General features: G+C 71.2%; 26 protein-coding genes. 17 read left to right on the top strand and 9 right to left on the bottom strand.

The window, feature by feature from the left end:
- Positions 1 to 7: 7 nt before the first annotated feature.
- Genes FZ046_RS10175 through FZ046_RS10165 form a run of 3 tightly spaced genes read right to left on the bottom strand, consistent with a single transcriptional unit; the run spans position 8 to position 4,227 of the window.
- Positions 8 to 979 (bottom strand): o-succinylbenzoate synthase, encoded by a 972-nt coding sequence (locus tag FZ046_RS10175; protein ID WP_070353572.1) that lies wholly within the window; start codon positions 977 to 979, stop codon positions 8 to 10.
- A 15-nt stretch (positions 980 to 994) separates the two neighbouring features.
- Positions 995 to 2,587, bottom strand: a complete 1,593-nt coding sequence (locus FZ046_RS10170; RefSeq protein WP_070353607.1) for a long-chain-fatty-acid--CoA ligase — start codon at positions 2,585 to 2,587, stop codon at positions 995 to 997.
- Between the two features lie 32 nt (positions 2,588 to 2,619).
- Complete coding sequence (locus tag FZ046_RS10165; protein ID WP_070353571.1) at positions 2,620 to 4,227, bottom strand: amidohydrolase; 1,608 nt, start codon at positions 4,225 to 4,227, stop codon at positions 2,620 to 2,622.
- Between the two features lie 118 nt (positions 4,228 to 4,345).
- On the opposite strand from FZ046_RS10165, the gene FZ046_RS10160 reads away from it, so the two are divergent.
- Complete coding sequence (locus FZ046_RS10160; protein WP_070353570.1) at positions 4,346 to 4,813, top strand: YciI family protein; 468 nt, start codon at positions 4,346 to 4,348, stop codon at positions 4,811 to 4,813.
- 78 nt (positions 4,814 to 4,891) lie between these two features.
- On the opposite strand, the gene FZ046_RS10155 is transcribed toward FZ046_RS10160, so the two are convergent.
- Entirely contained in the window at positions 4,892 to 5,158 is a 267-nt protein-coding gene (locus FZ046_RS10155) for a DUF3253 domain-containing protein (RefSeq protein WP_083298269.1), read from the bottom strand.
- A gap of 64 nt (positions 5,159 to 5,222) precedes the next feature.
- Between FZ046_RS10155 and fadD8 the strand changes: the two genes are divergently transcribed.
- Complete coding sequence (fadD8, locus tag FZ046_RS10150) at positions 5,223 to 6,824, top strand: fatty-acid--CoA ligase FadD8 (protein ID WP_070353569.1); 1,602 nt, start codon at positions 5,223 to 5,225, stop codon at positions 6,822 to 6,824.
- On the opposite strand, the gene FZ046_RS10145 is transcribed toward fadD8, so the two are convergent.
- Positions 6,821 to 7,495, bottom strand: coding sequence for a FadR/GntR family transcriptional regulator (locus FZ046_RS10145; protein ID WP_070353568.1), 675 nt, complete (start codon positions 7,493 to 7,495; stop codon positions 6,821 to 6,823). The genes fadD8 and FZ046_RS10145 overlap by 4 nt on opposite strands.
- 98 nt (positions 7,496 to 7,593) lie before the next feature.
- On the opposite strand from FZ046_RS10145, the gene FZ046_RS10140 reads away from it, so the two are divergent.
- From FZ046_RS10140 to FZ046_RS10125, 4 genes are all read left to right on the top strand, one after another.
- Positions 7,594 to 8,760 (top strand): CynX/NimT family MFS transporter, encoded by a 1,167-nt coding sequence (locus tag FZ046_RS10140; protein ID WP_070353605.1) that lies wholly within the window; start codon positions 7,594 to 7,596, stop codon positions 8,758 to 8,760.
- 71 nt (positions 8,761 to 8,831) lie between these two features.
- A complete protein-coding gene (locus FZ046_RS10135; protein WP_070353604.1) occupies positions 8,832 to 10,064 on the top strand; it encodes an RNA polymerase sigma factor in 1,233 nt (410 codons plus the stop codon).
- A complete protein-coding gene (locus FZ046_RS10130; RefSeq protein WP_070353567.1) occupies positions 10,061 to 10,747 on the top strand; it encodes an HAD family hydrolase in 687 nt (228 codons plus the stop codon). The genes FZ046_RS10135 and FZ046_RS10130 overlap by 4 nt, the downstream gene beginning before the upstream one ends.
- A gap of 45 nt (positions 10,748 to 10,792) precedes the next feature.
- Positions 10,793 to 11,215, top strand: a complete 423-nt coding sequence (locus FZ046_RS10125; protein ID WP_070353603.1) for a nitroreductase/quinone reductase family protein — start codon at positions 10,793 to 10,795, stop codon at positions 11,213 to 11,215.
- Here FZ046_RS10125 and FZ046_RS10120 read toward each other — a convergent pair.
- Positions 11,193 to 11,468, bottom strand: coding sequence for a hypothetical protein (locus tag FZ046_RS10120; RefSeq protein WP_070353566.1), 276 nt, complete (start codon positions 11,466 to 11,468; stop codon positions 11,193 to 11,195). The two genes, FZ046_RS10125 and FZ046_RS10120, sit on opposite strands and share 23 nt — an antisense overlap.
- A gap of 106 nt (positions 11,469 to 11,574) precedes the next feature.
- Here FZ046_RS10120 and FZ046_RS10115 point away from each other — a divergent pair, with 106 nt between their 5' ends.
- From FZ046_RS10115 to FZ046_RS10090, 7 genes are all read left to right on the top strand, one after another.
- Complete coding sequence (locus FZ046_RS10115; RefSeq protein ID WP_070353565.1) at positions 11,575 to 12,495, top strand: 1,4-dihydroxy-2-naphthoyl-CoA synthase; 921 nt, start codon at positions 11,575 to 11,577, stop codon at positions 12,493 to 12,495.
- 80 nt (positions 12,496 to 12,575) lie between these two features.
- Positions 12,576 to 13,139: a GNAT family N-acetyltransferase gene (locus tag FZ046_RS10110; protein ID WP_070353564.1), complete on the top strand. Its 564-nt coding sequence runs from the start codon at positions 12,576 to 12,578 to the stop codon at positions 13,137 to 13,139.
- Positions 13,140 to 13,150: 11 nt separating this feature from the next.
- Positions 13,151 to 14,026 carry an SDR family oxidoreductase gene (locus FZ046_RS10105; protein WP_070353563.1) on the top strand — a complete coding sequence of 292 codons (876 nt, stop codon included), beginning with the start codon at positions 13,151 to 13,153 and terminating at the stop codon, positions 14,024 to 14,026.
- Between the two features lie 28 nt (positions 14,027 to 14,054).
- Positions 14,055 to 15,002, top strand: a complete 948-nt coding sequence (locus FZ046_RS10100; RefSeq protein ID WP_070353562.1) for an efflux ABC transporter ATPase subunit, DrrA-related — start codon at positions 14,055 to 14,057, stop codon at positions 15,000 to 15,002.
- Positions 14,999 to 15,742, top strand: a complete 744-nt coding sequence (locus FZ046_RS27840) for an ABC transporter permease (RefSeq protein ID WP_070353561.1) — start codon at positions 14,999 to 15,001, stop codon at positions 15,740 to 15,742. Before FZ046_RS10100 ends, FZ046_RS27840 begins: the two co-directional genes overlap by 4 nt.
- Positions 15,739 to 16,539, top strand: coding sequence for an ABC transporter permease (locus tag FZ046_RS27835; RefSeq protein ID WP_246182955.1), 801 nt, complete (start codon positions 15,739 to 15,741; stop codon positions 16,537 to 16,539). Before FZ046_RS27840 ends, FZ046_RS27835 begins: the two co-directional genes overlap by 4 nt.
- Positions 16,540 to 16,644: 105 nt before the next feature.
- Positions 16,645 to 17,031 (top strand): VOC family protein, encoded by a 387-nt coding sequence (locus FZ046_RS10090; protein WP_070353560.1) that lies wholly within the window; start codon positions 16,645 to 16,647, stop codon positions 17,029 to 17,031.
- A gap of 13 nt (positions 17,032 to 17,044) precedes the next feature.
- Here FZ046_RS10090 and FZ046_RS10085 read toward each other — a convergent pair whose 3' ends face one another.
- From FZ046_RS10085 to FZ046_RS10075, 3 genes are read right to left on the bottom strand one after another with little or no spacing between them, the layout of a single operon-like run.
- Positions 17,045 to 17,359, bottom strand: coding sequence for a DUF3349 domain-containing protein (locus FZ046_RS10085; RefSeq protein WP_070353559.1), 315 nt, complete (start codon positions 17,357 to 17,359; stop codon positions 17,045 to 17,047).
- Between the two features lie 4 nt (positions 17,360 to 17,363).
- Positions 17,364 to 17,648 carry a hypothetical protein gene (locus tag FZ046_RS10080; RefSeq protein WP_070353558.1) on the bottom strand — a complete coding sequence of 95 codons (285 nt, stop codon included), beginning with the start codon at positions 17,646 to 17,648 and terminating at the stop codon, positions 17,364 to 17,366.
- A 26-nt stretch (positions 17,649 to 17,674) separates the two neighbouring features.
- Entirely contained in the window at positions 17,675 to 18,925 is a 1,251-nt protein-coding gene (locus FZ046_RS10075) for an inorganic phosphate transporter (RefSeq protein WP_070353557.1), read from the bottom strand.
- Between the two features lie 244 nt (positions 18,926 to 19,169).
- Here FZ046_RS10075 and FZ046_RS10070 point away from each other — a divergent pair, with 244 nt between their 5' ends.
- From FZ046_RS10070 to FZ046_RS10055, 4 genes are all read left to right on the top strand, one after another.
- Entirely contained in the window at positions 19,170 to 19,469 is a 300-nt protein-coding gene (locus FZ046_RS10070; RefSeq protein ID WP_070353601.1) for a DUF3349 domain-containing protein, read from the top strand.
- Positions 19,466 to 20,617, top strand: coding sequence for an o-succinylbenzoate--CoA ligase (gene menE / locus FZ046_RS10065; RefSeq protein ID WP_407664477.1), 1,152 nt, complete (start codon positions 19,466 to 19,468; stop codon positions 20,615 to 20,617). The genes FZ046_RS10070 and menE overlap by 4 nt, the downstream gene beginning before the upstream one ends.
- Before the next feature lie 7 nt (positions 20,618 to 20,624).
- Positions 20,625 to 21,242 carry a pyridoxamine 5'-phosphate oxidase family protein gene (locus FZ046_RS10060; RefSeq protein WP_070353556.1) on the top strand — a complete coding sequence of 206 codons (618 nt, stop codon included), beginning with the start codon at positions 20,625 to 20,627 and terminating at the stop codon, positions 21,240 to 21,242.
- 85 nt (positions 21,243 to 21,327) lie between these two features.
- Entirely contained in the window at positions 21,328 to 21,483 is a 156-nt protein-coding gene (locus tag FZ046_RS10055; protein ID WP_099045934.1) for a hypothetical protein, read from the top strand.

Below are 21,483 nucleotides of genomic sequence, written 5' to 3'. Positions count from 1 at the left end.
TGGTGACTCAGACGCGTGACGGGGACGTGAGTGGGAGGCAGGCGGCGATGCGGTCGATCCACCACCGGCGTCGGTCCGGGGGCGCGGCGAGCGCGGCGAGCCGAGCCGGCTCGGGCGCCACCGCGGCCACGGGAAGCGTGCCGTCGACGGCGGGAGCCTGCTCGGCGACGTCGTCGACGAACAGGCTGCCCGTGCCGAGGCCGCAGGCGAACGGCAGCTCCGGCAGACAGGCGGCGGCGAGCAGGCCGCGCGACATGCCGACCGCGGTGTCCAACGCGCTCGACACCACGACGGGCACGTCGATCTGGGCGGCGACGTCGAGCAGGCGGCCCACCCCGCCCAGCGGCGCCACCTTCACCACCGCGACGTCCGCAGCACGCTCGCGGACGACGCGCAGCGGATCGGTGGCCTTGCGGATGCTCTCGTCCGCGGCGACGGGAACGCTCACCCGGCGCCGCACCTCGGCCAGTTCGGGCACCGTCGCGCACGGCTGCTCGAGGTACTCCAGCGGGCCGCCCGCGGTGAGCGCCGTCGCCGCGGCGACGGCCTGCTCGACGGTCCAGCCGCCGTTGGCGTCGACGCGCACCGCGGGGACCAGCGCCCGCACGGCCTCGACGCGGGCGACGTCGTCGCCGAGCGTCTGGCCGGCCTCGGCGACCTTGACCTTGGCGGTGCGGGCGCCGGGGAAGCGGGCGAGCACCTCGGGGACGCGGTCGGCGTCCACCGCGGGCACGGTGGCGTTGATGGGGATCCGGTCGCGGCGCGGGGTGGGCGGCGCACCGTAGGCGGCCTCGATTCCGGCGGCCAGCCAGTGCGCGGCCTCCGGCGGCGCGTACTCGACGAACGCGCCGAACTCGCCCCAGCCGGACGGCCCGTCGATCAGTGCCACCTCGCGAACCTCGATGTCGCGGAACCGAACTCGCATCGGCAGCGCGACGACGTGCAGCCGGTCGAGCAGATCGTCGAGCGTCGGCGGCATCCTTCGACGGTAGCCCTAGACGGTCGCCCGGTCCCGGCCTTCCCAGTGCGGCTTGCGGAGGTCCTTCTTGAGGATCTTGCCGGTGGGGTTGCGGGGCAGCTCGTCGACGATGTCGACGGTCTTCGGGCACTTGTAGCCGGCGAGACGCTCACGGGCGAACGAGATGAGGTCGGACTCGCTGGCTTCGCCCTCGAGTGACACGACGGCCTTGACCGCCTCGCCCCACTTCTCGTCGGGCACGCCGATCACCGCGACCTCGGCCACGGCCGGGTGCTCGGCGAGCACGCGCTCCACCTCGATCGAGTACACGTTCTCACCGCCGGTGATGATCATGTCCTTGAGCCGGTCCTCGACGAAGATGAAGCCGTCCGCGTCGATCCGGCCGATGTCGCCGGTGCGGAACCAGCCGTCGGAGGTGATCGCCTCGGCCGTCGCGTCGGGCTTGTTGTGGTAGCCCTTCATCAGCTGCTTGGTGCGGAACCACAGCTCGCCCTGCTCGCCGGTCGGCACGTCCTCTCCGGTGTCGGGGTCCACCACGCGCAGCTCGGCGCCGGGCACCAGCGTCCCGGCGCTGACCATGCGCTCCTCGTTGCCGCTGCGGTGGTCCTCGGGCATCAGTCGGCTGATGACGCCGCCGACCTCGGTGAGCCCGTAGGCCTGGATGAAGTCGGTGTCGGGCCACGCCTCGAGCGCCTGCCGCAGCAGGGGCAGCGGCATGGGCGAGGCGCCGTAGCCGTAGGTCTTGAGCGCGCTGAACAACTTCACCGCGTCCGGGCCGGACTCGAGCACCTTGGCCAGCACGGCCGGGACCAGGAACGTCCGGTTCGCGCCGGCCAGGATGCCGCCGGCGAGCTGGGCGCCGTCGACGTCGCGGGTCATGTAGCTGGCGATCCCGGTGTGCAGACCCAGTTGCATGTAGGAGCTGCCGCCGACGTGGAACAGCGGCATGGACACCAGGCTCTTGTCGTCCGGGTCGAGTTCCCACCCCTGGAACGCGTTGACGGTGTGCTCGATGAGATTGGCCTGGGTCAGCGCGACGCCCTTGGGACGGCCCGTGGTGCCCGAGGAGTACATGATGATTGCGACGTCCTCGGGGTCGACGTCGGCCGAGCGGCCGACCGGTTCCGCGGCGGCGAGCATGGCCTCGTACTCGTCGGGGTCGCCGTCCTCGGTGGTCCCGTCCGGGGTGACCTCGATGACGTGCTCGACGTGGGTCAGCTTCTCGCGGATCTTCTCGATCCCACCCTTGAGTTCCGAGCCGACGATCAGCAGCGTGGCGCCGCAGTCGTTGAGCACGTAGTCCATCTCGTCGCCGGCGAGCCGGAAGTTGATGATCGCGGTCGCGGCGCCCAGAGATGCTGCGGCAAGGGTGGTTTCGACGCAGGCGGGATGGTTCTTGTCCAGGAACGCGACGACGTCGCCGCGGCCGATCCCGCGCTCGGCGAGCGCGCCGGCGAGGCGTTGGATGCGGTCGTACCACTGCGCCCACGTCCACGTGCGGTCGCGATAGGTGATGGCCTCGGCGTCGGGAGTGGTCGCGGCCCAGTGGGCGGTGCGCTCGTCGAGGAAGCGGGGGGTCTCCGCGGGGGCGGACGGCTGGTCGGACATGACTCCGAAGCGTGCCATGACAACGCCAGTTGTCAACCCGCTTTGGCGTAAACCCGCCGACCCGCCAGATAGGTCGCCCGGACCTCGAGGTCGGCGACGTCCTCGGGCGCCACCGCGCGGGGGTCGGCCGACAGGACGACCAGGTCGGCGTACTTGCCGACCTCCAGCGAGCCGATCACGTCGTCGGCGAACAACTGCCACGCCGCGTCGAGGGTCTGCGCGCGGATCGCCTGCTCGACGGTGAGCCGTTCCTCCGGGGCGAGCACCCGGCCGCTGGGTGCCGTGCGGGTGCTCGCGACGGCGATGTTGCGCAGCGGTTCCTCCGGCGTGACGGGCGGATCGTTGTGCAGCGAGATGCGCATGCCGGTCGCGACGGCCGACCCGGCGGGCATCCACCGCGAGCCGCGCTCCGGCCCGAACAGACCGTCGACCAGCACGTCGCCCCAGTAGTGGATCTGGTCGACGAAGATGCTGCACGTCACGCCGAGGTCGTGGGCGCGGCGCAGCTGCGCGTCGGTGATGGCCCCGACGTGCTCCAGCCGCAGCCGGTGATCGGCGCGCGGCCAGCGCTCCAGCGCGTCGGCGTACACGTCGAGGATGGTGTCGACGCCACGATCACCCTGCACGTGGCAGGCCATCTGCCAGCCGAGCGGGTAGTAGGCGTGCACGATCTCGGTCAACTGCTCACGGGTGTAGTTGGCGTGTCCGCACGACCCTGGCGTCACGCCGATCGCCCGCACGGCGTCGGTGTCCAGGTAGGGAAACGTGAGGTCGACGTTGCCGATCCACGGCGACCCGTCGACCCAGATCTTGATGCCGACCTGCTTGACCACGTCGTCGCCGTTGGCGAGCGTCGCCCGGGTCGCCATGGCCGGCGTCGACATCTCGTAGGTGCGCAACCGCACCGTCAGACGGTCGCGCAGCGCGTCGAGGGCCGGCTGGAACATCGGGTCGAAGGCCATCTCCGAGCACGTCGTCAGCCCGGCACGATTCAGCCGGGCGCACTCGGCCAGCAGCATCCCCGGATAGCCGGCCGTGTCGATCGCTCCGCCGAGCAGGGCGAACACCGCGCTGGACTCCTCGGCCGTGCCGTCCAGGTCCCCGGCGGCGTCGCGACCGAAGCGCGCCCCCTTCGGATCGGGGGTGTCGCGCGTCAGCCCCCGGGCACGCGCGGCAGCGGAGTTGAAGAACGCCTTGTGTCCGGAGTTGTGGACGATCACCAGCGGGGTGTCGGGCGCCTGGGCGTCGAGCCACGCCAGTGTCGGCGTCGGCAGGCCCTCCTGCAGCAGCGGATCCCAGCCGTTGAGGTAGGCGCCGTCACCACCGCGCGCGGCCACCTCGCTGCCGATCGCCCGCAGCACGTCCGTGGCGGCGCGCATCGTGACGGGGCGGATGTCGACGATCCGGTCGGACAGCACCATCGCCTCCATGAGCGGATGGCCGTGCGCCTCGACGAAGCCGGGCAGCACGCACCCGTCGGCGACGTCGAGGACCTCCGTGTCCGGCCCGACGTGGCCGGCGACCTCGGAGCGCGACCCCACCGCGACGATGCGCCCGTCGACCGCGGCGAGCGCCTCGGCCGTCGGCCTGGCGTCGTCGACGGTCAGGATGGTTCCGTAGACGACCAGGTCAGCGGGCACGTCGGGAATTCTGCTACGAATCTCGCGTCCCGTGTCGAAATCCGGGGTGCGCCGTTCGACGTCATCACGAGGGCCGCCGAACGACAATGGTGCGGCCCACGGAGGAAGGGACATCACGATGGCGCGGTACATGCTGATCATGCGGGTCGACCCCAGGGCCGAGGCGCTGATGGCCGAGATGGAGATCGACTTCGACCAGGTGATCGAGTCGATGGGCCGGTTCAACGAGGAGCTGATCAAGGCCGGCGTGCTGCTGGCCGGCGAAGGCCTGACCGGACCGGAGGAGGGCTTCGTCGTCGACTTCGACGCCGACCCGCCGGTGGTGACCGACGGGCCCTACACCGAGGCCAAGGAACTGTTCAACGGCTTCTGGATCCTCGAGGTGTCCTCGAAGGAGGAGGCCAAGCAGTGGGCGCGCAAGGTGCCGCTCGGGCCCGGCGTGAAGCTCGAGGTGCGGCGGGTGTCGGAAACCGACGAGTTCCCGCTCGACAACCCGTGGATCCGCAAGGAGATCGCGTGGAAGGCGGACCTCGCCGAGAAGCTCGCCGCCAAGGCGCGGGCCGACGCGGACCGACTGGCGCGGTAGGCCGTCGCCGAAATGACATTCCCCGTGCCCAGAGCAGCGCCTTGAGCGCAGGGAATGTCATTTCGGCGCAACTGGGGGCTAGTCGCCGGGATCGGCGCGGGCGATCCGGATCCGGATGGGGCCGCGCCAGGGGGCGTCGGGGTCGAGGACGTCGCCGCGCTGGGTGATCTCGACCTCGCCGAGGCGGGCGAGGTCGCGGGCGGTCTCGCGGGCGTCGTCCATCAGGTCGCGCCAGCCGTCGCCGCCGATGGCGCGGGCGGCGTCGGACGGGCAGATCGTCTTGGCCGGGCCGCGGGCGCGGGCCAGCTCGAGGATCGTCGTCCGCAGGTCGCTCACCCCGTCCATCCAACCACCGGCGGCGACGCGGCCACCCTTGAAAGCAAACTGAAACACGTTCTAATCTGATGCCATGAGCGACTCCCTGCTGAGGCACCCCATCCACTCCGGTCACCTCACGGTCGGCGCGCTGAAGCGGAACCGGGACAAGCCGGTGCTCTTCCTCGGCGACACCACGCTCACCGGCGGGCAGCTCGCGGAACGCATCAGCCAGTACATTCAGGCGTTCGAGGCGGTCGGCGCGGGCACCGGCGCGGCGGTCGGCCTGCTGTCGCTCAACCGGCCCGAGGTGCTGATGATCATCGGCGCCGGGCAGACCCAGGGGTACCGCCGCACGGCACTACACCCTCTCGGCTCGCTGGACGATCACGCCTACGTGCTGTCCGACGCCGGCGTCTCGTCGTTGATCATCGACCCGAACCCGATGTTCACCGAGCGGGCGCTGGGCCTGCTGGAGAAGGTGCCGTCGCTGACGCAGATCCTGACGATCGGTCCGGTGCCGGAGGCGCTGGCCGGGGTGGCGGTGGACCTCGCCGCCGAGGCGGCGAAGTACGAGCCGCAGCCGTTGGTGGCGGCCGACCTGCCGCCGGATCACATCGGCGGGCTGACCTACACCGGCGGCACCACGGGCAAGCCCAAGGGCGTCATGGGCACGGTGCAGTCGATCACGACGATGACGACGATCCAGCTCGCCGAGTGGGAGTGGCCGGAGAACCCGCGCTTCCTCATGTGCACGCCGCTCTCGCACGCCGGCGCGGCATTCTTCGTGCCGACGATCATCAAGGGCGGCGAGCTGATCGTGCTCACCAAGTTCGATCCCGCCGAGGTGCTGCGGGTGATCGAGGAGCAGAAGATCACCGCGACGATGCTGGTGCCGTCGATGATCTACGCGCTCATGGATCACCCGGACAGCCACACCCGCGACCTGTCGTCGCTGGAGACCGTGTACTACGGCGCCTCGGCGATGAATCCGGTCCGGCTGGCCGAGGCGATCCGCCGGTTCGGCCCGATCTTCGCGCAGTACTACGGCCAGTCCGAGGCGCCGATGGTGATCACCTACCTGGCGAAGAAGGACCACGACGAGAAGCGGCTGACGTCGTGCGGCAAGCCGACGCTGTTCGCCCGCACGGCGCTGCTCGACGAGGACGGCAAGCGGGTGCCCCAGGGCGAGGTCGGCGAGATCTGCGTGTCCGGTCCGCTGGTGTCCGGTGGCTACTGGCAGCTTCCCGAGCCCACCGCCGAGACGTTCCGCGACGGCTGGATGCACACCGGCGACCTGGCCCGGGAGGACTCCGACGGCTTCTGGTACATCGTCGACCGCACCAAGGACATGATCGTCACCGGCGGGTTCAACGTCTTCCCGCGCGAGGTCGAGGACGTCGTCGCCGAGCATCCCGCGATCGCACAGGTGTGCGTCATCGGCACCCCGGACGAGAAGTGGGGCGAGGCCGTCACCGCCGTCGTCGTGCTGCGCCCCGACGCCCCGACCGACGACGACGCGGTGGCGCGGATGACCGCCGAGATCCAGGCGTCGGTGAAGGAGCGCAAGGGTTCGGTGCAGTCGCCCAAGCAGGTGGTCGTGGTGGACTCCGTCCCCGTCACCGCATTGGGCAAGCCGGACAAGAAAGCGGTCCGCGCGCAGTTCTGGGCGGGCGCCGAGCGGCGCGTCGGCTAGGCGCGAGCTTCGGGCAGCCCGGCGAGGATCCGGTCGATCAGCTCGCCGGCGGTCCGGGCGGCGCGGTCGACGTCCCCGGCGGCGATGTGGTCGAACAACACCCCGTGGTCGACGATCTCGACCGGCTGCTCGTGGGTGGTGGCGACGCTCGCGGTGATGGCCTCCATCAACCCGCGGTAGAGCTCGGCGAGCATCGGGTTGTGGGCGCTACGCACGACCGCCAGGTGGAACTCGGCGTCGGCGCGCGCGAAGGCGTCGGTGTCACCGGACGCCAGACACGCGTCGCGGCGCCCGAGCAGCGCCCGGAGTTCGTCGACGTCGGCCGGCGTGCGGTGCGCCGCCGCGAGACGCGCGCCTTCGACCTCCAGCCCACGACGCACCTGGAGCACGTCGCGCAGCTCGGCGCCGCACAGCCGGCGCAACGCCCCGGACACCTCGCTGGTGGCCCGCACGTAGGTGCCGTCACCCTGGCGTACCTCGAGGATGCCCGCGTGCGCCAGCGCCCGGACGGCCTCGCGCACGGTGTTGCGGCCGACGCCGAGCGTCTCGACGAGGACGGTCTCGTTGGGGATGCGTCCGCCGATCGGCCACTCGCCCGCGGTGATCGCGGCGCGGAGCTGGTCGATGACCTGATCGACGAGGCCCGTGCGGCGCGCAGTGCTCAACGGCACAGGGACATCCTTTCAACCAATCATGGGATCTATGAGACCCTAGCAAGGTGACGACGACCCCGCATGCCGACACGACGCCGCTCGACGAACCCCACCGGATGCCGGTGGTGGCGGGCGGGGCCCTGCTCGCGGTGGCCGTCGTCCTCACCGCGGTCAACCTGCGGCCCGCGGTCACCAGCGTCGCGCCGGTTCTCGGTGACATGCGCGCCGACCTCGCGACGTCGGCCACCTGGGCGGGCCTGCTCACCACGCTGCCCGCGCTGTGCTTCGCCGCCGCGGGGTTGACGGCGCCGTGGCTGGCGCAGCGCATCGGGCTCGGCCGCACCATCTCCGCGGCCATGGTCGCCCTCGCCGTCGGGCTGGGCCTGCGCGTCACCGGCGGCCCGTCGCTGCTGATCGGCGCGACCCTGATCGCCTGCGCGGGCATCGCCCTGGTCAACGTACTCATCCCGGTCGTCATCAAGGGCTCGTTCCCGGCCCGCGTCGGACTGATGACGGGCATCTACACCGCCGCACTGCAGGGCGGCGGCGCGCTGGGATCGGCCGTCACGCCGGGCCTCGAGGAGCCGCTCGGTGGCTGGCGCGCCGCGCTCGCCGCGTGGGCCGTCGTCGCCATCCTCGCGCTGGCCGTCTGGCTGCCCGCGTCCCGGCGGCACCGCAGCGCGTGGGCCGCGCACACCCGCCCGTCCGGCGCCCGCCGCTCGCTGCTGCGCAGCCCGCTCGCCTGGACCGTGACGCTGTTCTTCGGCACGCAGGCGTTCATGGCCTACATCGTCATGGGCTGGCTGCCACAGGTGTTCATCGACCACGGCGTCGAGAAGCTGCACGCCGGCATCCTCGTCGGGCTGGCGTCGCTGGTCGGCGTGCCGGTGTCGCTCGTCATCTCGCCGCTGGCCGCCCGCAGCGCGCACCAGACGTGGTGGATCGTCGGGCTCGGCGCCACCGGCCTGATCGGCGCCGTGGGCCTGATGCTCGCGCCCGCCGCGCAGCCCGTGCTGTGGAGCATCCTGATCGGCGTCGGCATGAGCGCGTTCTCGATGGCGCTCGCCGTGATCGCGCTGCGCGCCCGCAACGCCGACGACACCGCGCAGCTCTCCGGCATGGCGCAGGGTCTCGGCTACCTCATCGCGGGCACCGGCCCGTTCCTGTTCGGCCTGCTGCACGACGTCTCGCACGGGTGGACGGTGCCGTGGGTGATGTTCCTGGCGGTCTACGCCGTGCAGATCGCCGCCGGTGCGCTCGCCGGACGCGCCCGCTACGTGTAGGCACGGCGCGGCAGAATGGTCGGGTGTCGACCGCCGCGGGGATCCATCGGACGGTGGACGCGGTGTGGCGCATGGAGGCCGCCCGGATCGTCGCGACGCTCACCCGCCTCGTCGGTGACGTCGGGCTCGCCGAGGACCTCGCCGCCGACGCCCTACTCGACGCACTCGAACAGTGGCCCTCGACGGGCGTGCCGCGCAACGCCGGCGCGTGGCTGACCACCGTCGCCAAGCGCAAGGCGATCGACCACTGGCGCCGCGCCGAACGCCTCGACGCCAAGTACGCCGCCCTGGCCCACGAGCTGGAGACCTCGCACGTCGACGCGTGGGATCCCGACCGCATCGACGACGACGTGCTGCGGCTGATCTTCACCGCGGCGCATCCCGTGCTGAGCCGGGAGAACCAGATCGCACTGACGCTGCGCGTCGTCGGCGGGCTCACCACCGAGGAGATCGCCTCGGCGTTCCTGGTGCCGAAGGCGACCGTGGCACAACGCATCGTGCGGGCCAAGAAGGCACTCGGCGACGCCCGCGTGCCGTTCGAGGTACCCGGGCCCGAGGAGTACCCGTCGCGCCTCGCCGCCGTGCTGGCGGTCGTCTACCTGATCTACAACGAAGGCTATTCCGCGTCCTCGGGCCAGCGGTGGATCCGGGACGAACTGTGCACCGAGGCACTGCGGCTGGGCCGCGCGCTCGCGGCGCTGCTCCCCGAGCAGGCCGAGGTGCACGGCCTGGTGGCGCTGATGGAGTTCCAGTCATCGCGGTTCGCAGCGCGCGCCCGGGCCGACGGCACGCCGATCCTGCTGGAGGACCAGGACCGTTCGGCGTGGGACCGCGCGCAGATCGGCCGCGGCGTCGCGTCGCTGCGACGAGCCTCGGACGTGTTGGCGCGCAACGGGTCCGGCTGGGGTCCGTACGGCCTGCAGGCTGCGCTCGCCGAATGCCACGCCGTCGCGCCCACGGCCGCCGACACCGACTGGGTGCGCATCGTGACGCTGTACGACGCGTTGCTGCGCATTGCGCCGTCCCCGGTGGTCGAACTCAACCGGGCGGTCGCCGTCGCCATGCGCTCGGGACCGGAGGCGGGCCTCGCGCTGCTCGACCGGATCGACGGGCTCGACGGCTCGTACCTGCTGCCCAGCGTGCGCGGTGAGCTGCTGGCACGCGCGGGACGCCACCGCGACGCGGCGACGGAGTTCGACGCCGCGGCCGCGCTGGCCGCCAACGATGCGGAGCGCAAGACACTGCAGGACAAGGCGGTACGGGCGCGGTCGCAGACCCTGCCCACGACGGAGAGGATGCCATGACGACCACCCGCGCGGTGCTGTTCGACTTCTCGGGAACGCTGTTCCGGCTCGAGGAGGACGACAGCTGGTTCACCGGCATCACCGTCGATGAGCAGGAGATCGACGGGCACGTGCAGGCCGAACTGATGCGCCGGCTCACCGCCCCCACCGGGCGTTCGGTGGAGATGAACGACGAGCAGTACCGCAACTGGGTGAACCGCGACCTGGAACCGCACCTGCACCGCGAGGCCTACCTGCACGTCCTGCGGTCCTCCGGAATCGCGGACGACCACGCGCGCTCGCTGTACACCCGGCTCGTCGACCCGGCGAGCTGGACGCCCTACCCCGACACCGCCCAGGTGTTGACGTCGTTGCGGCACAGTGGCATTCGCGTGGCAGTGGTGTCGAACATCGCGTTCGACCTCCGGCCCGCGTTCCGCGATCTCGGCGTCGCCGAGTGCGTGACGGAGTTCGTGCTGAGCTTCGAGGTGGGCGCGGTCAAGCCGACGCCGGAGATCTTCACCATCGCCCTGGACCGGCTCGGCGTCGACGCGTCCGAGACGCTGATGGTCGGCGACAGCGAGGAGGCCGACGGCGGCGCCGAGGCCGTGGGTTGCCGCTTCGCCCTTGTCGATCCGCTGCCCACCGACCGCCGTCCCGACGGCCTGATCCGCGCCCTGGCCGCGGCCGGCGTCGAGATCTAGGCTGGCGACGTGGCCGAACCGACGCCGCCGTGGTGGCTCAAACCGATGAACAAGCTGATGATGGCCGTCATGAAGACCGGCCTGATGAAGGACGGGCCGGTGGTGCTCACCGTGCCGGGGCGCACGTCGGGCAAGCCGCGGTCGACGCCGATCACGCCCATGACGGTCGACGGCCGGCGCTACGTCGTCTCCGGCTTCCCCGGAGCCGACTGGGAGCGCAACGCCCGCGCCGCGGAGACCGCGACGCTCACCCAGGGCAGGCGCTCGGAAACCGTCCGGATGGTCGAACTGTCCGCCGACGAGGCACGTCCGCTGCTGCGTGAGTTCCCGACGCTGGTCCCCACCGGGGTGAGTTTCATGCAGCGGTCGGGGCTGGTGACAGACGGAACGCCCGACGAGTTCGAGGCACTCGCCGGGCGTTGCGCGGTGTTCCGGTTCGACCCCGTTACAGGTGCGGGGCGTTCTTGATCGGGGTGTCCTGCGTGCCCGCGGTCTGGCAGTAGGTCTGCACCGCGAGGCGGGTGCCCGAGACCTCGAGCGACGACGGATCGGCGCCCTTCTCGTCCTTGAGCATCTTGTTGACCGCTTCGTTCTGCGTCTTCTCGTCGGCCCCGACGAAGTCCTTGCACGGGGTGTCGCCGCCCTGGACGGACGGGGAGCATCCGACCAGCATCAGTCCGGCGATGACGCCCGAGACCAACACTCCTGCTGACCGCTTCATCGTGGTCCTCTCGTCCGGGGTGCTCGGATCGCACCACCTGCGGGTCGATTGGTACCCCTGGGCAGCGCCTGTGAAACCCGAGCGCACCCGCTCTAAGGTCGTTCCCGTGAGCGATTTCTCGGGTAATCCGTTCGATCCGACCGTGTGGGAGCCCGTGCCCCGCTTCGAGCTGACCGACATCACCTACCACCGGCACGTCGTCGACGGCGTCGCGCAGCCGACCGTGCGGGTGGCCTTCGACCGGCCCGAGGTGCGCAACGCGTTCCGGCCACACACCGTCGACGAGCTGTACCGCGTGCTCGACCACGCCCGGATGTCGAGCGACGTCGGCGTCGTCCTGCTGACCGGCAACGGCCCGTCCCCGAAGGACGGCGGCTGGGCGTTCTGCTCCGGCGGCGATCAGCGGATCCGCGGTCGCACCGGGTACCAGTACGCGTCCGGCGAGACCGCCGAGACGGTGGACCCCGCCCAGGCCGGCCGGCTGCACATCCTCGAGGTGCAGCGGCTCATCCGGTTCATGCCGAAGCCGGTGATCTGTCTAGTGAACGGGTGGGCGGCCGGCGGCGGGCACTCCCTGCACGCGGTGTGCGACCTGACGCTGGCGTCGCGCGAGCACGCCCGGTTCAAGCAGACCGACGCCGACGTCGGCAGCTTCGACGGCGGCTATGGCAGCGCGTACCTGGCGCGGCAGACCGGGCAGAAGTTCGCCCGCGAGATCTTCTTTCTGGGCCGGCCCTACACCGCCGAGCAGATGTACGCGATGGGCGCGGTCAACGAGGTCGTCGACCACGCCGACCTGGAAGACGTTGCGTTGCAATGGGCCTCGGAGATCAACGGCAAGTCGCCGCAGGCGATCCGCATGCTCAAGTACGCCTTCAACCTGCTCGACGACGGCCTGGTCGGCCAGCAGCTGTTCGCCGGTGAGGCCACCCGGCTGGCCTACATGACCGACGAGGCCGTCGAGGGCCGCGACGCCTTCCTGCAGAAGCGCGACCCCGACTGGTCCGACTTCCCCCGCTACTTTTAGCGATTTCGGCGCGCTTACCGTCGCGTGGCGAACGTCCGCGCGCCGAAATCACCGGGGGACGGGGGTGGCACACTCGACCGGTGCCAGGACGGACGTTCACCGCGGTGTACCTCGACGTCGGTGACGTCGTGCTGCGCAAGGCCCGCGAGTCCGACCGGGAGGCGATCATCGCCCACGCGATCGACCCGGACGTGCGGGCGCACCTCGGCGGGCCGCAGCCCCGGCATGCCGTCGAACACGACCTCGACGCCGCCGGCGTGGGTGCGGTGACCGACGCCCCTGGCGCGTTCGTGCTGGCCGATAAGGCCACCGACACGCTCGTCGGGACCATGTCGCTGACGCGGCGCGGCATGCACCACCCCGGCCACGTCGCTCCCGGCGGCGAGGAACTCGAGCTGTCGTACACACTCGACCGCGACCGGTGGGGCCGCGGCCTGGCGTTCCGCGCCGCGCACGCCGTGCTCCGGGCCGCGGCCGCCGAACTACCGGACGAGCCGGTCATCGTGGTCACCGACAGCCGCAACACCCGGTCGCTGCGGCTGGCCCGGCGGTTGGGCTTCGTCCCGGCGACGACGTTCGTTGAGTACGGCGCCGAGCAGACGCTGGCGGTGGCCCATCTGCGCCAGTTCGCCGAGCGGCCCTAAGCTCGTGACCCGTGAGTAGGAACCCTCTGCGCCGCCTGTCCGCCGGCCTTCTGCTGGCGAGCATGCGCCCGCCGCTGACCGCTCAGCTGCTGGCGCCGCGCCGCGAGATCGACCTGACCGGCAAGCGCATCCTGCTGACCGGGGCCTCGTCGGGCATCGGCGAGGCCGGCGCCTACAAGCTGGCCAAGGCGGGCGCGCACGTCATCGTCGTCGCGCGGCGCAAGGAGCTGCTCGACGGCGTCGCCGACACCATCACCGCCGCGGGCGGCACCGCATCGGCGCTGCCCTGCGACCTCAGCGACCTCGATGCGATCGATGCGCTGGTCGCCGACGTGCTCGACCGCTTCGGCGGCGTCGACGTCCTGGTGAACAACGCGGGCCGCTCGATCCGCCGCCCGCTGGCCGAGTCGCTGGACCGCTGGCACGACGTCGAGCGCACCATGACGCTCAACTACTACTCGCCGCTGCGGCTCATCCGCGGGCTGGCGCCGGGCATGCGCGAGCGCGGCGACGGGCACGTGATCAACGTCGCGACGTGGGGCGTGCTCAGCGAGTCCTCGCCGCTCTTCGCCGTCTACAACGCCAGCAAGGCCGCGCTCACCGCCGTCAGCCGGGTGATCGAGACGGAGTGGGCCGCCGAAGGCGTGCACGCGACGACGCTGTTCTACCCGCTGGTGAAGACGCCGATGATCGCGCCGACGCGCGCCTTCGACGGGCTGCCCGCACTGAGTTCCGACGAGGCCGCCGAGTGGATGCTCACCGCCGCACGGCGCCGACCGCTGCGGATCGCGCCGCGCATCGCGGTGACGGCCGACCTGATCAACGCCGTCGCGCCGACCGCCGTCGACGCCGTGATGAAGCGACAGCCGGTGCCGCACAGTAGTTAGTTAGGTTAGGCATGCCATACTGAGGCGCGTGTCCGACCTCGCCATCCAGCTCGACGCGGTGACCAAGCGCTTCGGCGACCATCAGGCGCTCTCCGGCGTCACGTTCTCCACGCCCGTCGGCTCGGTGCTCGGCGTGCTGGGTCCCAACGGCGCCGGCAAGACCACCACCATCAACATCCTCGCCACGCTGCTGCGCCCGACCAGCGGCACCGCGACCATCGCCGGCTACGACGTCGTGACCCAGGCGGGCAAGGTGCGCGAGTCGATCGGACTCACCGGCCAGTACGCGGCGATCGACGAACTGCTCACCGGACGCGAGAACCTCATCCTGTTCGCGCGGCTGCGCGGCATGGACAAGCACGCCGCGCGCTCGCGCGCCGACGAGATGCTGGCCGCGTTCAGCCTCACCGAGGCCGGCGACAAGCGCGTCGCCACCTACTCCGGCGGCATGCGCCGTCGCGTCGACATCGCCTGCGGCCTCGTCGTGCCGCCCAAGGTGGTGTTCCTCGACGAGCCGACCACCGGCCTGGACCCGCGCAGCCGCCGCGAGGTGTGGGATCTGGTCGCCGGGCTGCGCCACCAGGGCATCACGACGCTGCTCACCACCCAGTACCTCGAGGAGGCCGACGCGCTGAGCGACGCGATCGTGGTGATCGACCGCGGACGGGTGATCGCCGACGGCACGCCCGACGACCTCAAGGCGCGCATCGGCGGCAGCTACTGCGAGGTGACGCCGGTGAGCAACGCCGACGTGGCCCGCGTCGCCGCCGCGCTCGAGGGCATCGCAGGCGTGGAGGTCGACGCCGAGGGCGGCACGGTGTCGGTGCCCGCACCGGACGGCTTCGCCACGATGAGCGACGTCTTCGCCCGCGTCACCGCCTCCGGCGTCGAACTCAATGACATCTCGCTGCGCAAGCCGTCGCTCGACGAGGTGTTCTTCACCCTCACCGGCACGGCCCCGGCGGCCGCGTCGTGAGCGCACTGGGCGCCCTGACGCACCGGTCGGTGCTCGGCACCGTCAGCGACGGCGACCTGATCTTCGCCATCGGCGGCCCGATCGCGTTCTTCCTGTGCTTCGACGTCACGCTGCGTCACGTCATCGACACCGGGGACGTGCCCTACCCGCAGTACGTGCTGCCCGTCATCGTCGTGCAGGCGATGATCTTCACCGCGATGACCACCGCCGACCGCGCGGCGCGAGACAACCTCAGCGGCATGGGGATTCGGCTGCGCAGCCTGCCGATGCCGGCACTGGTACCGGTCACCGCGCGCATGCTCTCGGCGCTGCTGCGCGCGGCGGCATCCCTGGCCGCGGCGCTGGCCGTCGGATTCGCCTTCGGGTTCCGCTTCGATGGCACGGTGCTCGACGTCGTCGGCTTCTGCGCGATCGCGCTGCTGCTGTCGCTGGGCCTGTCGCTGGGGGCCGACGCGCTCGGTTCGGTGTCGAGCAACGCCGAGGCCGCCGGCCAGACGCTGCTCATTCCGCAGCTGCTGCTGGTCATGGTGTCGACGGGCATCGCGCCGGCCGGCGCCTTCCCGCACTGGCTCGGCTGGTTCGTCGAACGCCAGCCGGTGTCCCAGATCGCGGGGACGTTGCGCGACCTCGCCCAGGGCGACGTCGCCGGCGGCGACCTGTCGGCGAGCCTCGCCTGGTGCCTCGGCCTGCTCGCGGTGTTCGGCCTCATCGCGGTGCGCATGCAGCGGAGGTCGGCGTGACCGCCGGCGCGGCCACCGCGCCGCTGCGCAGCACCTTCGTCTCGCAGACCACGCTGCAGGCGGGCCGGCTGCTGCTGCGCTGGACCCGCGAGCCCGTCGTCCTCATCCAGTCGCTGATCTTCCCGACGTTCCTGCTCGTCGTCTACAAGCTGGTCATCGGCGAGTCCATCCAGAACCTCACCGGGGCCAACAGCCTCTACGGCCTGGTGCCGATGTGCGCGATCGTCGGCGCGATGTTCGGCGCGATCGGCGCGGGCGCGGCGCTGCCCGACGAACGCGAGTCCGGTCTGCTGAGCCGGCTGTGGGCGCTGCCGGTGCACCGCGCCAGCGCGCTGTCCGGGCGGCTGCTCGCCGAGGCGACCCGCGCGCTGATCGGTGCGGTGGCGATCACCGCGGTCGGGGTGGCGATGGGGCTGCGCTTCGGTCAGGGGGCGCTCGCCGCACTGAGTTTCGTGCTGGTGCCGGTACTGATGGTGGTCGGTTTCGCCGCGGTGATCGTCGCCGTCGGCGTGCAGGCCAACGGCAAGAACATCATCACCGGGCTCTCGACGGTGTGCTTCCTGCTGCTGTTCTTCAACTCCGGGATGGTCCCCATCGACGTCTTCCCCGGCTGGCTGCAGCCGGCGGTGCGGGCGCAACCCATGTCGCCGGCGATCGAGGCGATGCGCGGGCTCGCCGACAGCGGACCGATCCTGGTGCCGCTGCTGCAGTCGGCGGCCTGGGTCGTCGGTCTGCTCGCGGTGTTCGGGCCCGTTGCGGTGCGCGGCTACCGGATCGCCGCCGAGTCGGGGACCTGAGCCGTCGAGCCGGAAGCCCGAGCCGTCGAGCCGGAAGGCACGGTGGCCAGGCGGCGCGCTCGGCGACGGGGAATGTCATGTCGGCGGTGTGTTAGACCTGAGGGCATGGAGATCCTGGCCAGTCGCGTGCTGTTCCGGCCCGCGGACTACCAGCGGTCGGTGCGGTTCTACCGCGACGAGGTCGGGCTGGCGATCGCCCGGGAGTACGGCGCGGGAACGGTCTTCTACGCCGGGCAGTCGCTGATCGAGCTGGCCGGGCACGGCGCCCCGCCGGACGGTGCGCCGCCGTTCCCGGGGGCGCTGTGGCTGCAGGTCCGCGACGTCCGCGCGACGCAGGCCGAACTCGAGGGCCGCGGCGTGCCGATCGCTCGCGAGGCCCGCGAGGAACCGTGGGGCTTGCACGAGCTGCACGTGACCGACCCCGACGGCGTCACGCTGATCTTCGTGCAGATCCCCGAGACGCATCCGCTGCGTCGCGATACCCGGGCCTGAAACGAAGAGAAGCCTAGTTGGCCGGCGCCGAGGCCAGCGGCCAGCCAACGAGTGCGAGCCGCGCGGCGACCTGGTGGATCTCCTCCGGGTTCGGCTCCTTCTCGATGATCGCGTGCACGGCGGTGCGGATCTCGTCCTCGGTGACGGTGTCCGAATCACTGGACTTGAGCACCGACTGCGCCGCCTTGACGACCTCCTCCTCCGACAGCGAGCGCTTCAGCAGCGCCAGCAGCGGGAAGTAGTCCTTGGGCGGCACGCCCTCGGGGTAGCCGTCGCGCAGCCAGCCGAGGACGTTGTCGAAGGCGTTGGTCTCGCGGGTTTCGGTCATGTCCTCAGCTCCCTGGGATGAAGGCGACGGGGTTGAATCCGAAGTGGTGCTCGATGGTGGACTTCGTGATCCACAGGATGGCGATCACGATGACGGCGGCCACCACCGCGAACAACAGCAGGCCGGCGTACTTCAGGCCGGCGTTCGGCCGGACGACGGTGCCGTCCTCGTGCGTGCCGCCCGCTCCGTTCGAGAAGGCCACCAGACCGGTCGCGAACAGCGCGGGCAGACCGGCGCCGAGCACCAGACCGATCGCGAGGACCTTGAGGATCGATTCCAGATAGACCATGTCGTTCTCCTGTCTCGGTCATCCGGTCAGACCGACGCGGTGGGCTTGGCCGTCGGCTCGGTGCCCGTGCGCACCTCGGCGGGAACGACGGAGTTGGTGTGCTCGTCCCAGTCGGCGTTGACGTTGTTGTGGTCGACCTTCTGCTGCTGGGCGCGGTAGTACATGAAGCCCGACAGCGCGACCAGGATGACGAAGATGGTGCCGTCGCCGACCAGCTGGTTGCCGGTGACCTCCTCGAGCACGTGCGACAGCCAGTACGACAGCGCGCCGACGAGCGCCGCGGCGGGCAGCGTGATCAGCCAGGCGGCGGCCATGCGGCCGGCCACGGCCCAGCGGACCTGGGCGCCCGGCTTGCCGACGCCCGAGCCGAGGATCGATCCGGTGGCGACGTGGGTGGTGGACAGCGCCATGCCGGCGGCCGACGAGGACAGGATGATCGCGGCCGAGGACGCCTCGGCGGCGAGGCCCTGCGGGGACTCGATCTCGACGAGGCCCTTGCCCAGCGTGCGGATGACCCGCCAGCCGCCGATGTAGGTGCCCAGGCCGATGGCCAGCGCGCAGGACGCGATGATCCAGAACGGCAGGCCGTTGGACTTGACGTCGCCGGTCAGGTGGCCGGTGGTGATGAGCGCGAGCGCGATGACGCCCATGGTCTTCTGCGCGTCGTTGGTGCCGTGCGACAGCGCGACGAGCGAGGCGGTGGCGATCTGGCCCCAGCGGAAGCCCTCCTCGCGGCGGCTCTTGAGCACGTTGCGCGTGATGCGGTAAACCAGCCAGGTGCCGCAGGCGGCCACCAGACCGGCGATGAACGGCGCCGCGATCGCCGGGATGAGCACCTTCTGCAGGACGCCGCTCCAGTTGACGCCCGACGTGCCGAGCGCGGCCAGGCCGGCGCCGATGAGTCCGCCGAAGAGCGCGTGCGACGAACTCGAGGGGATGCCGAACAGCCAGGTCAGCAGGTTCCACAGGATGCCGCCGATGAGGCCGGCGAAGATGATCGTCAGTCCCGTCGAGGCGTCGATACCCGACACCAGCGAGCCGGTCTTGGAGTCCTGGATCTTCAGCACCGACGTGGTGACGGTGACCGCGACCTCCACGGAGAGGAAGGCGCCGACGAGGTTGAGGACGCCTGCCAGGATGACGGCCGTCTTCGGCTTCAGCGCACCGGTGGCGATCGACGTCGCCATGGCGTTGCCGGTGTCGTGGAAGCCATTCGTGAAGTCGAAGGCCAGTGCCGTGGCGATCAACAGCACCAGGATGATCAGCTCTGCGCTCATGGCGTCGATTCTGAGGGATTCTCAGCGAAATCCACTAAACGTCAGCACGGCTGAAACCCGCGCTGAACAGGCACGATGATGGGTCCCGGCAAGTGTTCATCCGATGTTCATCCGGAGGGCAGGTGCCGTTAGCCCACACCCTGAGCCATTGTTCACGGGTCGCTCGCGCTGCGGGCATCCGCGACGACCCGACTACCATCGACGTGTTCTGCGCATGCCCACGCTCTGGGGGACCCACGACGCCATGAATGCCTTCCTCACCAAGATCGTCGCGTGGCTGAAGGCCGGCTACCCACACGGGGTGCCGGCCACCGACCAGGTGCCTCTCCTGGCGTTGCTGAGCCGGCGGCTCACCAACGACGAGGTGACGGCCGTCGTCCGCGACCTGCGCGATCGCGGCGAATTCGACCACGTCGACATCAAGGTCCTCATCACCCGGATCACCGATGAGCTGCCGCGCGACGAGGACGTCGAGCGCGTCCGGGCACGCCTGGCCGCCCAGGGATGGCCGCTCGACGATCCGCGACCCGAGGAGTCCCCATAGCCACGTTGCGCGCCGTCGTCATCCCGGCCGTCCCATCCGCCGAGTCGTTGCTCGCGGTGCTCGAGGGCGTCGTCGACGGCCGGCTGTCCGGGGTGCTGCCGCTGCCCGCCGACGACCGGGAGGCCGAGCACCTCGCCGCGGCGCTGCGGGTGGACGAGGAGATCGACGACGACGTCGCCGTGGTGGTCTCGACGTCGGGCACCACCGGGACGCCGAAGGGCGCCATGCTCACGACGCCGGCCCTGGTGGCGAGCGCGGACGCCTCCCACGAGCGACTCGGCGGCCCGGGCGCGTGGCTGCTGGCGTTGCCCGCCCACCACGTCGCCGGACTGCAGGTGGTCATCCGCAGCGTCATCGCCGGAACCGTGCCGACCGTGCTGCACCCCGGCTTCGACGCCGCCGCGCTGCCCGCCGCGATCGACGCGATGGAGTCCGGCCGGCGGTACGCGTCCCTGGTGGCGGTGCAGCTGGACAAGGTGCTCGCCGATCCGGCGGCCACCGCGGCGCTCGCGACGCTCGACGCCGTGCTGATCGGCGGCGGACCGCTACCCGCCGGAATCGCCGAGCGCGCGCGGGTGGCGGGGATCGCAGTGGTCCGCACCTACGGCATGAGCGAGACCGCCGGTGGCTGCGTGTACGACGGGGTGCCGCTCGAGGGCGTCACGGTGCGGCTCGACGACGCCGGCCGGGTGCACCTGGGCGGGCCGACCGTCGCCAAGGGCTACCGCAACCCCACGACGCCCGATCCGTTCGACGAGCCCGGCTGGTTCCGCACCGACGACGTCGGAGCGCTCGACGACGCGGGCCGGCTGCGGATCCTCGGGCGCATCGACGACGCCATCGGCACCGGCGGGCTGACGGTACTGCCGAGCGTGGTCGAGGCGGCGCTCGCCGACCATCCGGCGATCGCCGACGCCGCGGTGTTCGGCGTCGACGACGACCGCCTGGGCCAGCGCGTGGCGGTCGCGGTGGTCCTCGCCACCGGTGCGGCCGCCCCGACTCCGGCCGAACTCCGCGAGCACGTCACCCGCACACTGGACGCCACCGCCGCGCCGCGCGAGGTGCACGTGGTCGCCGAGCTGCCGCGGCGCGGCATCGGCAAGGTCGACCGGAGGAAGCTCACCGAGCGGTTCACCGGCGGCGCATGATGGTCTGGTGGACCGCCGGGAAGTGACCTCCGTCGAGGAGCTGCGCGCCATCGTCGGGCAGCCGAACGAGGCCGTCGCGAAGAAGGTGCGGCCGCGGCTGTCCGAGGCGCAGCAGCAGTGGCTGTCGCACTCCCCGCTCGGCTTCGTCGCCACCACCGATGCCGCGGGTCGGGTGGACGTCTCCCCCAAGGGCGACCCGCCGGGCTTCGTCCGCATCCTCGACGACCGGACCATCGCGATCCCGGAGCGGCCGGGCAACCGGCGCGTCGACGGCTTCCTCAACGTGCTGCAGCGCCCGCACGTGGGCACGGTGTTCCTCATCCCGGGCCGCGGCGACACGCTGCGCATCAACGGCACGGCACGGATCCTGTACGACGCCGAGTACTTCGACGCCATGGCCGTCGACGGCAAGCGCCCCATCCTGGCGTTGGAGATCGCCGTCGAGGAGGTCTTCTTCCACTGCGCCAAGGCCTTCCTGCGCTCCGACGCGTGGCGCCCGGACACCTGGGATCCCACCGCGGTGCCCAGCGTCGCGCAGCTCGCCAAGGCGATCCTGCCCGACGTCGACGACGCGACGCTGGAGGCGCAGCTGGCCGAGGAGAACGTGCGCAAGGTCCTGTACTAGACCGAAACTCATAGGTTTGGTTTTGACGGTCCGGGCAATTCCCGTGGGCGGAACATCCCCGTTCCCCCGACAGATCGGAAGAACAATGATCGTTCTCGGCGTCATCTTGCTCCTGATCGGCTACTTCACCAGCCTGTCGATCCTGTACACGATCGGCGGCATCCTCGTCGTCGTCGGCGTCGTCCTGTGGATCCTCGGAGCGGTCGGCCGCCCGGTCGGTGGCCGAAAAGTCTGGTTCTAG

The organism is Mycolicibacterium grossiae (assembly GCF_008329645.1).
Taxonomy (GTDB): domain Bacteria; phylum Actinomycetota; class Actinomycetes; order Mycobacteriales; family Mycobacteriaceae; genus Mycobacterium; species Mycobacterium grossiae.
Note: the sequence above shows the minus strand (reverse complement) of the source record. Positions and strands in the feature narration are given on the sequence as shown.